The organism is Capsulimonas sp. (genome assembly GCF_039929585.1).
In the GTDB taxonomy this organism is placed as follows: domain Bacteria; phylum Armatimonadota; class Armatimonadia; order Armatimonadales; family Capsulimonadaceae; genus Capsulimonas.
Genome location: NZ_JBDSQY010000327.1, coordinates 1 through 8437, shown reverse-complemented (window position 1 = coordinate 8437; position 8437 = coordinate 1). Strand labels below are relative to the sequence as shown.

General features: G+C 58.4%; 7 protein-coding genes and 1 pseudogene. 1 reads left to right on the top strand and 7 read right to left on the bottom strand.

From position 1 onward, the window contains the following. Positions 1 to 203 precede the first annotated feature (203 nt). On the bottom strand, positions 204 to 578 hold the full coding sequence (locus ABIZ35_RS25025; RefSeq protein ID WP_348222658.1) for a hypothetical protein: 375 nt from the start codon (positions 576 to 578) through the stop codon (positions 204 to 206). Between the two features lie 15 nt (positions 579 to 593). Continuing rightward, positions 594 to 899, bottom strand: a pseudogene (locus ABIZ35_RS25020) (helix-turn-helix domain-containing protein); the annotation flags it as partial. A 224-nt stretch (positions 900 to 1123) separates the two neighbouring features. On the opposite strand from ABIZ35_RS25020, the gene ABIZ35_RS25015 reads away from it, so the two are divergent. Beyond that, entirely contained in the window at positions 1124 to 2614 is a 1491-nt protein-coding gene (locus ABIZ35_RS25015; protein WP_348222657.1) for an FAD-binding oxidoreductase, read from the top strand. 79 nt (positions 2615 to 2693) lie between these two features. Here the strand turns inward: ABIZ35_RS25015 and ABIZ35_RS25010 are convergent, their stop codons facing one another. The 5 genes from ABIZ35_RS25010 to ABIZ35_RS24990 all read right to left on the bottom strand — a co-directional run bounded on the left by ABIZ35_RS25010 (position 2694) and on the right by ABIZ35_RS24990 (position 8354). Continuing rightward, on the bottom strand, positions 2694 to 3263 hold the full coding sequence (locus tag ABIZ35_RS25010; RefSeq protein ID WP_348222656.1) for a gluconate 2-dehydrogenase subunit 3 family protein: 570 nt from the start codon (positions 3261 to 3263) through the stop codon (positions 2694 to 2696). Positions 3264 to 3543: 280 nt separating this feature from the next. Further along, positions 3544 to 4542, bottom strand: coding sequence for a LacI family DNA-binding transcriptional regulator (locus tag ABIZ35_RS25005; protein WP_348222655.1), 999 nt, complete (start codon positions 4540 to 4542; stop codon positions 3544 to 3546). Positions 4543 to 4650: 108 nt separating this feature from the next. Then, on the bottom strand, positions 4651 to 6606 hold the full coding sequence (locus ABIZ35_RS25000) for a RecQ family ATP-dependent DNA helicase (RefSeq protein ID WP_348222654.1): 1956 nt from the start codon (positions 6604 to 6606) through the stop codon (positions 4651 to 4653). A 75-nt stretch (positions 6607 to 6681) separates the two neighbouring features. Beyond that, on the bottom strand, positions 6682 to 7440 hold the full coding sequence (locus tag ABIZ35_RS24995) for a hypothetical protein (RefSeq protein ID WP_348222653.1): 759 nt from the start codon (positions 7438 to 7440) through the stop codon (positions 6682 to 6684). A 122-nt stretch (positions 7441 to 7562) separates the two neighbouring features. Continuing rightward, positions 7563 to 8354 carry a hypothetical protein gene (locus ABIZ35_RS24990; protein ID WP_348222652.1) on the bottom strand — a complete coding sequence of 264 codons (792 nt, stop codon included), beginning with the start codon at positions 8352 to 8354 and terminating at the stop codon, positions 7563 to 7565. Positions 8355 to 8437: the final 83 nt, after the last annotated feature.

Genomic DNA, 8437 nt, shown 5'->3' with positions numbered 1-8437 from the left:
GGAAGTTAAGCTCTCCTGCGCCGAAGATACTTGGTGGGCAACTGCCCGGGAAAATAGGACGCCGCCAGATTAATAATCAATCACGAAAGTGATGAACCAGAAACAAGAAAGCCCTACAGCTCACACTGTAGGGCTTTCTTGCGTTTGAGGCTCCGTTCACCGCCAACCATCTAGGATGCGGCTGGCGGCGGAGAAGCAGAGCTTCAGCCGACCTGGCGCTCTACTTCGGCGAATACGCTGAGTCGGAGCCATGATGGCAGACGGCTGCGAAGCTCGGATGGTCCTTCCAGCGTCAAGCAGTGGGTTTGCAGCGCCGTACCGTAGGAAAGATCGCCCATCCAGATGCTGGTCATTGTGCTGACGCTGGTGCTGAGATAGAGATCCGGCTCGACGCCTGGATCGATCAGGCATAGATCCACCTCGCCATGATCGAAAACGAGCCACCATCTCCGGCGCTCCATGGGGGCGTCGTGGTACTGAAAATGAACCACGATTTTTCCTTCAGGAAGCTTTTGATGATCGATGCGGCGGCGCATATCCCACATCAGAAGACTGACATCCAGGTCACGGGCTGTCATTTCACTCCGCGTCCACTGCTTTCCCCAGTTCCCTAATTGCACGACAATGGGCCCTAATCCCTCGCCGGCGGCTGTCAGGCAATAAACGATGCCTCCCCCGCCGGAATCCGTTCTCAGGATGACCCCCGAGCGTTCAAGTTCCTGTAGACGCTTCGATAGCAGGCTCCGCGACATCAGAGGCACTCCCCGATGAATGTCGCTGAAACGCTGGCTTCCCATAAACATCTCACGAATAATGAGCGGTGTCCATCGCTCGGCAAATACCTCACATGCTTTAGCAACCGGACAGAATTGTCCGTAGCTGGCTCTCTGAGCAATCATCATTCCCTCCGCTGAGTAATTTCATTACCATTTTGTTGGGTGCGTGCAGGGAGCTATCACACGCGGCGGCGGCGAAACGGACAGCACTATAGCATAGAGTCCCGTTATTCGCGTCGTCTATTCAGTACAGATATTGTACTTGATGAATGGCTTCATTCAATGTTATAACCATACACCTTGCTTATGCTCAGAATGTATCGGGCTCAGGCATCAGGAGAACAGAGATGCAGGAACAGCAGCACAGTAAGACGCAAAGCAGCGTCGATGGGCATTTTGAGGCGAGGACGCCGCAAAAGCCGGAAATAGCATGGAAGACATTGGACGGCGCGGACCGAACGCTGGATGAACTGCTCATTCAGGAGCTTGCCGCCAATCTGCGGGGCCAATTGATTGGGCCGGGAGACGCGGCGTATGACGACACGCGATCTGTTTACAATGCAATGATCGAGCGGCGCCCGGCGATGATCGCTCGGTGCGTGGACGCCCAGGATGTCATTGTCTGCGTAAACTTCGCGCGCCGTAACGCCATTCTGGTCTCGGTTCGCGGCGGTGGGCACAACGCGGGCGGTCTTGGCGTCTGCGATGGCGGATTGGTGATCGATCTGTCCGAGATGAAAGGGATTCAAGTTGATCCGGAGCGTGGCGCCGTCCGCGTGGAAGGTGGATGTCTGTGGAGCGAAGTGGACCAGGCGACACATGCCTTCGGTTTAGCGACGCCTTCCGGAATTATTTCGTCTACCGGCGTCGGAGGGTTGACGCTGGGGGGCGGGATCGGACATCTGACCCGCAAGTACGGCTTGACGATCGACAACCTGCTGGCCGCCGAAGTCGTGCTTGCCGATGGAAGTCTGGTGACGGCAAGCGCCGAGGAGCATGAGGATCTCTTCTGGGGATTGCGCGGCGGCGGCGGCAACTTTGGCGTTGTCTGCTCTTTTCTATTCCGCACGCATCCGGTTTCCACCGTGATGGCCGGTCCGACCCTTTGGCCGATCGAACAGGCCCGCGATGTCATGCGCTGGTATCGTGAGTTCCTGCCTTCCGCCCCAGAAGATCTGAACGGATTTTTCGCCTTCCTCACCGTGCCTCCGGGGCCGCCTTTCCCAGAGCACCTGCATTTGAAGAAAATGTGCGGCGTGGTCTGGTGTTACACTGGACCGGAGGAGCTGGCGGACGCGGTCTTCCGCCCGATCCGTGAGTTCGGTTCGCCCGCCCTGCATGGTGTCGGTCCCGTCCCGTTCTCGGCGCTGCAAAGCGTGTTCGATCCCATCTACCCGGCGGGGCATCAATGGTACTGGCGAGCCGACTTCGTCCAAGAGCTGAGCGATGAGGCGATCGATCAGCACGTCAAGTTCGGTATGGAGCTGCCGACCTGGCAGTCGACGATGCATCTGTATCCTATCGATGGGGCGGCGCACCGAGTCGGAGCCGAAGATACCGCGTTTAGCTATCGTGACGCGACCTGGGCTCAGGTGATGGTCGGCGTGGATCCCGACCCAGCCAACAACGAGAGCATCGTGTCGTGGACACGAAACTATTGGGAAGCTCTGCACCCGTACTCCGCTGGCGGCGCCTACGTCAACTTTATGATGGAAGAGGGGCAGGAGCGTGTTCAGGCATCCTACCGTGGAAACTACACACGCCTGCGTGAGGTAAAGCGGCAATACGATCCGAACAACTTGTTCCGAGTGAACCAGAACATTCGCCCGGCGGGTTAGGTATTGTCGATTGCCTGAAATACAAAAACAGCCCGCGCCATTGTTTGGCGCGGGCTGTTTGATAAGTGCTTGCGGGCAATTAGGTGATTTGCAGAAATGACTGCGAATCGCGTTTCCGGTCGGTGGGATCGGGGCTGCGGAGGATCCCGATGCGTGTCCACTCTTTCTGCTCGGCGAAGAGGCCGTGCAGAACCTTGGTGTAAAATCGGCGGTAAAAGTAATCCGACGGGATCTGCTGCCAGATGCTTCCGGGAGCGACTCCGTCCTCGATAGATCGCAGAACCACATCGCGCTGCGCCGGCGCGAGCTCGTGGAACTGATGTCCGTAGTAGTTCTTGCTGGTTTCGTTGACGCCCATCAGGCCGAGCGGGAAGAGTTCGCTCTCGTTGGGCATTCCCGGCAGTTGCTCCAGGCGTCCCAGCAGACGTCCCGTCGCCCAGTCCATGAATCCCGCCAGGTCCATTGGGTTTTTACCCGGCGCCATCCGCTCGATCACGGACGACATGGTGATCAGCTCCGTCACCGTGTAGTGGGTCAGCGTATACCGAGAAAAATGACTGCGGACCCGCTGCTCCATCTCTGAGCCTATTGCTGTTGCGCCTTGCGTTTCCTTCTTCTTTCCTGCGGAATTTGTTGATCCCTCGTCCATTCAGTCGACTCCTATTTTCCTGCGTGTGGCTCGATCCAATTTGCTCAATTTTTTTGGTTTATCGACAGCGGTTTGGCGGATCAACGCGGGGACTCTCAGGACTCCACCGCGCTGGTGGGTAATATAATACCCAACGACTCCGGGATTCCGAACGGGAATCCGAGTCGATTCGCAGGAAGATTCGAGTCAATTTTTCTGAGAAATTTTTGCCGAAAAACGCGACTTTTTTGGTTTTTAGCAACGGCTTGCAACGAGCGCAGAGACCGTCAAAAACGTCTGTTTAGCTGGTCCCGCCAACACGCAATTCGGCTTTGAGGAGGCGCTGCTCGGGTGGTCCTTCGTTCGATGCGATTCGCCGCTGCAGCAGAGTCAGAGCTTCATGGCAGAGGTTGTCGATCGGAGTCCAAATGGTGGTGAGTGGGGTGTCCAGGAAACGCCCTTCTTCAATGCCATCGAAGCCGACGACAGAGATGTCCTCAGGGACTCGCACTCCGCCGCGCCGCAGTCCGCGGAAGACTCCGACGGCGACGAGGTCTGTGTAGCAGAATAGCGCGTCCGGACGCTGGTCCGGCGGAAGCGCGGCGATCTGCGCTCCGGCCGCCAGCCCACCATCCCGAACCGACGGCGTTTCGGCGACATGCACAACCCACGGCTCGGAGCCGACGGCGGCGCAATGATCGTGATAAGCGCGAACGCGACCTTCGGTGGCGGCCGTGACCTGGGCGGGAGATTGAGTGGTGACGAAGCCGATCCGACGCCGGCCGCGCTCCGTCAAGTGCGAGAGCGCTTGATTGGCGCCGTCATGGAAGTCGATGGTCACACAGTCCGCGTTCGGACGGTCGTGGCCGATGTAGACAATCGGCAGACGGGCGGCTTCGCCCAGGTATCCCGACAGATCCTCGCCGGTGTCCGCCCAGATCAGCGCGCCATCCAGCGGCCATGCCGAAAGCTTGCCCTGATGCTTGCCGTCGGTGCGAAACCGTCGCTCGCCGTCGACGATCGTGTGCAGCCCAAGATCGTGCCCATGCGCCTCGACGGTCGCGGCGACGGTCGCAAAGAAGGGGCTGCTCAGGTGATAGATCAGCAGGCCGATCATATCGGTGCGCCGTCGCACCAATCCGCGCGCGAGCAGGTTGGGACGATAGCCAAGTTCTTCGACTGCCTTCAGCACGCGGTCGCGCGTCTCGGGCAGGACGTTCTTGGGGCCGTTATTGATGACATACGAAACTGTCGCTACGGAGACTCCGCTCGCGCGTGCGACATCGGTGATGGTGGCCATTAGGTGTCCTAGAAACGGGTGGGTGATGTCAAAGTGTAGCACACGAGCGCGGCCCCGTCAAGTCATGTTTGATTTGATGGATTTGTTTTGGGCGTGACTTGGTTGGTTTTATGGAAATTCGTCCTCATATTCCTCTGTTTCTGGCTCTTCGAGCGAACACCATTCCAAAACGTCGACGAAACGGCAGGCCTCCAGGCGTCCGAAAAGCGCATGGCGCGCCAATTTTTGGCGCGTGAGCGCGGGACTGGCCAGGCCGCACAAAAAGCGCGCTCGTTGGCGCGGCTCGGTGAGCGCGGTGTGCGACGCAGCAAGGGCGTCGAACTGGTCCTGCTCGTCCGGTTCAAGTTCCGGAAAGACCTCCGGAGCGGGCGTCATCGGGCGGACGCGTCCAGTGCGGCAGTAGCCGCAATGGCCGCAGGGCTGTTCCCGGATTTCACCGAAGTAGGCCACCAATCGGTTTGTCTGGCACCCTTCTTCGTTGACAAGCTCCAGCACATGACCGAGACGCTCCTGCTCCTGCGCCTCACGCCGCGCGAATCGCTCTTGAAGCTCCACGGTGAGCTCGCCCATGTCCGGCTCTTTTTCCAAGCGGATATAGCGCAGGCGGGCGTCGCTAACCTTCAGCTCCACCAGTGAACGCTCCTGAAGCAGCTCCAGCGCACGCACCACGCGCCGCCGTTCCTGGCCGAGCGCCTCAGACGCATTGTCGGGATTGATCGTATACCAGGAACGTCCCTGCTTGGCCTGCGCGAACAGCGCCGCCAGGAACCGGCCCGGCTCGCCCGAAAACTGCCCGTAAATCTCGTTCATGGAGACCACGGGTTTGACTTCATAGGCGGCGTAAAACGGGGTGGTCTGGCGCATGAAGCCGCTGAGCTCCAAATACGTCAGGATCGTGCGCAGCACTAAGATCCGGATGTCGTGTCGCGAGGAAAGATCGAACACGCTGACGTCGAACTCGGGGCCGAGGGAGAAAAGCTCTTCCAGAAGTCCGCGCAGAGCTTTTTTCGTGGGCGTGTCGCCATAAGAGAAATTTTCCAGGGTCGGAATGTCGGTGGAGCAGGCGAGCATCTCCACGACAGATCGCTGGCCGTCCCGTCCCGCGCGCCCAATCTCCTGGCTGTAGCTTTCCAGGCTCTTCGGAAGATTATAGTGGTAGACGTATCGTACGGCCGACTTGTCGATCCCCATGCCGAATGCGATCGTCGCCACCACAATGCCGTCGTCCGCCGCCATCCACCAATCCTGCGTGGAAGTCCGTGTCGGCTCGTCCATGCCGGCATGGTACGCCTTTGCTGGAAGGCCCGCGCGCTCCAGGCGCGCGGCGACTTCTTCGGCGGTGCGCTGAAGTGTGACATAAACGATGGTCGAGCCTGGTTTGCGTGTTGTCAGCCGCTTTTGCAGGATGGCGTCGCGCTCCTCTGGGACCACGGCGGTAGTGAGAAGATCGAGGTTTTCCCGGTAGAACCCAGTCACGGTCGATCCCGCCTCGGGGATCTTGAACGCCTTGCAGATGTCCGCAACGACACTCGGCGTGGCCGTAGCCGTCAGCGCCAGAACGCGCTCCACCTGCACCCGGCGCGCGACATCGGCGAGCTTCAAATAATCAGGACGAAAGTTGTGGCCCCATTCCGAAATACAGTGCGCCTCATCCACGGCGAACAGCGAGATTTGCGCTCGCTCGATCAGCCCTAGAAACCGTTCGTTGTTGAAGCGCTCGGGAGAAACATAGAGAATTTTGAGATCATTGCTGAGAACCCGCTCGGAAATCCGGCGCGCTTCATCTGCGGTGAGCGTCGAATCGAGCCGCGCCGCCGAGATTCCGCGACGGACCAGAAAGTCGATCTGATCCTTCATCAGGGCGATCAGCGGGGAGACAACGATGGTTACGCCTTCGAACATCAGGGCGGGCAGCTGATAGCACAGGGACTTCCCGCCGCCGGTGGGAAATACGGCGAGCGCCGCGCCATGCTCGATCAGTCCTTCAATGACTGCTTCCTGGCCGGGACGGAATTCGTCGAAACCGAAGTACGTTTTGAGAAGTTCTTTGGGGGTAGGCGGCATGGGGGTAAGTTCGCCGGGAACGTCGCGTTCTCCTGCCGGCGCCGCTTACCCCATGCTTCCCGTCAATCGTGTTTCTTACGCGCCCGCATGGCGATTACGTCGGCGAGCAAAGAGCTGCACGACGCCGAAAGCGAGGGCCAGGCAGAACGCCATTTGCGGCGCCGAGGGTTCCGGGACAGGAGGAACGACGGAATGGCCGAAGATGGGGTTGTAAGTCAGCAAGTCCTGCGGCCGTCCATAGTAGGATGGATGCGTTCCGTCGATCTGCTTGAGCAGGTACGATTTCTGACTGGTATGGCTTTTGAGCGCTAGCTGCTCGATCTCATAGACGTCCTTGATGGAGACGCCGGCGTCGGCGGAAAATTTGGATGCATCATAGGTATACGTATTGGTTCCGGCATCATAGGACACATGTCCGCCGACGACCAGATCCCACACCGCCACCTGCGCCGCAGGCTGCGACCCATTTGCGGAATAGTGCTGTCCGATATAATCCAGAGCGCTGATATTGTTCGGGCCAACAGGATACGTGATCGAGGAAAACCCCTCTGGAGATGTTGTAAGAACGCGCGTCACATCCCAGGACTCCCCATAGTAAATCGAATCGAATGGGTCCGTGCAGAACGCGTTGAAGACGTTTCCAACGCCATCCGTGAAGTTGTATTGCCCGGCGCTCGTCGCCTCCGATACAATGCTCGTTCCGTTGAAATATGTCACGGTGACGCCGGACGATCCAGATGCGTCCACAAAAGTGACATGTTCGGAGGCAAGCGCAGGAGAGGCGCTTAAGATAAATATGGCGATCAGTGCGTTTAGAATTGTTTGGGTCTTCAAAATCCGTACACCCGCTTTCCCTGTGTTGTGATAATGTTCCTAATTAAAACTTATTAGGAACATTATAACACAGTATATGTACGGTTGCTTGAAACGGAATTAAATGTATCCCGGAGCAGGCGTCAACCTGCCGGCGGGGCGGGCTTTTTTCGGCGTCCAATTCCCCAAACGATTCCCATTCCGAGCGCCAGACACAGCGCCATTTGGGGAGCGGAAGGCTCCGGGACGGCGGCGATCTTGCCGGCGTTTGAGAACTCGCCGTGTGTCACCAAGTCCTGAGGGCGTCCGAACTGAGAAGGCTGTGAGCCGTTCACTTGCTTCAGAAAGACCGATCCAGAGCTGCCTTTACTTTGGAGAGCCTTCTGCTCGACCTCATAGACATCCTTTGCCGAGACGCCAAGCGCGGTGAACTTGCCCGCATCGTAAAAATAATTGCCGGCTGCGGCGTCGTAGGAGACATGGCCGCCAAGCACGAGGTCCCAAACGGCGATTTGGGCGGCGGCCTGCGAGCCTCCCGTCGTGTAGTACTGGCCGATATAGTCGATCGCGCTGATATTATATGGGCCGTATGGATAGGTCGCGGAGGAAAGGCCGAGGGCTGAACTCGTCGGCGCTTTGGTGACGCTCCAGGATTCGCCATTGTAAATGGAATCAAAGGGGTCGGTGCAAAAGGCGTTATACGTGGCGCCGCTGTCCGAGATCCAGTACGATCCGGCGGCGGTTGCCTCCGAGACAAATCTGTCGCCGTTGAAGTACGTGACGGTGACGTTCGTGGATCCGGAGGCGTTCAAAAATGTAATTGGGCTTGTCGCCAAACCCTTGGCGGCCGGCGAGGGGTGGGCGGCCGCCAGCAGCGCGAGCGAAAGAGCCGCGCGGACATAGTTTCCCATAAGAATACGTGTGCTCACTTTCATGGACTGGTGTATGATTCGACCGATGAATTTTTGTAAGCGGTGAAATTTCGACCGGGTGATCCATCACGATCGTCGGTTGCCAC

Coding starts and splice junctions, on each gene's coding strand:
- ABIZ35_RS25025 (WP_348222658.1), bottom strand. CDS start 578: ATGACAGCCCGTGACCTGGATGTCAGTCTTCTGATGTGGGATATGCGC.
- ABIZ35_RS25015 (WP_348222657.1), top strand. CDS start 1,124: ATGCAGGAACAGCAGCACAGTAAGACGCAAAGCAGCGTCGATGGGCAT.
- ABIZ35_RS25010 (WP_348222656.1), bottom strand. CDS start 3,263: ATGGACGAGGGATCAACAAATTCCGCAGGAAAGAAGAAGGAAACGCAA.
- ABIZ35_RS25005 (WP_348222655.1), bottom strand. CDS start 4,542: ATGGCCACCATCACCGATGTCGCACGCGCGAGCGGAGTCTCCGTAGCG.
- ABIZ35_RS25000 (WP_348222654.1), bottom strand. CDS start 6,606: ATGCCGCCTACCCCCAAAGAACTTCTCAAAACGTACTTCGGTTTCGAC.
- ABIZ35_RS24990 (WP_348222652.1), bottom strand. CDS start 8,354: ATGAAAGTGAGCACACGTATTCTTATGGGAAACTATGTCCGCGCGGCT.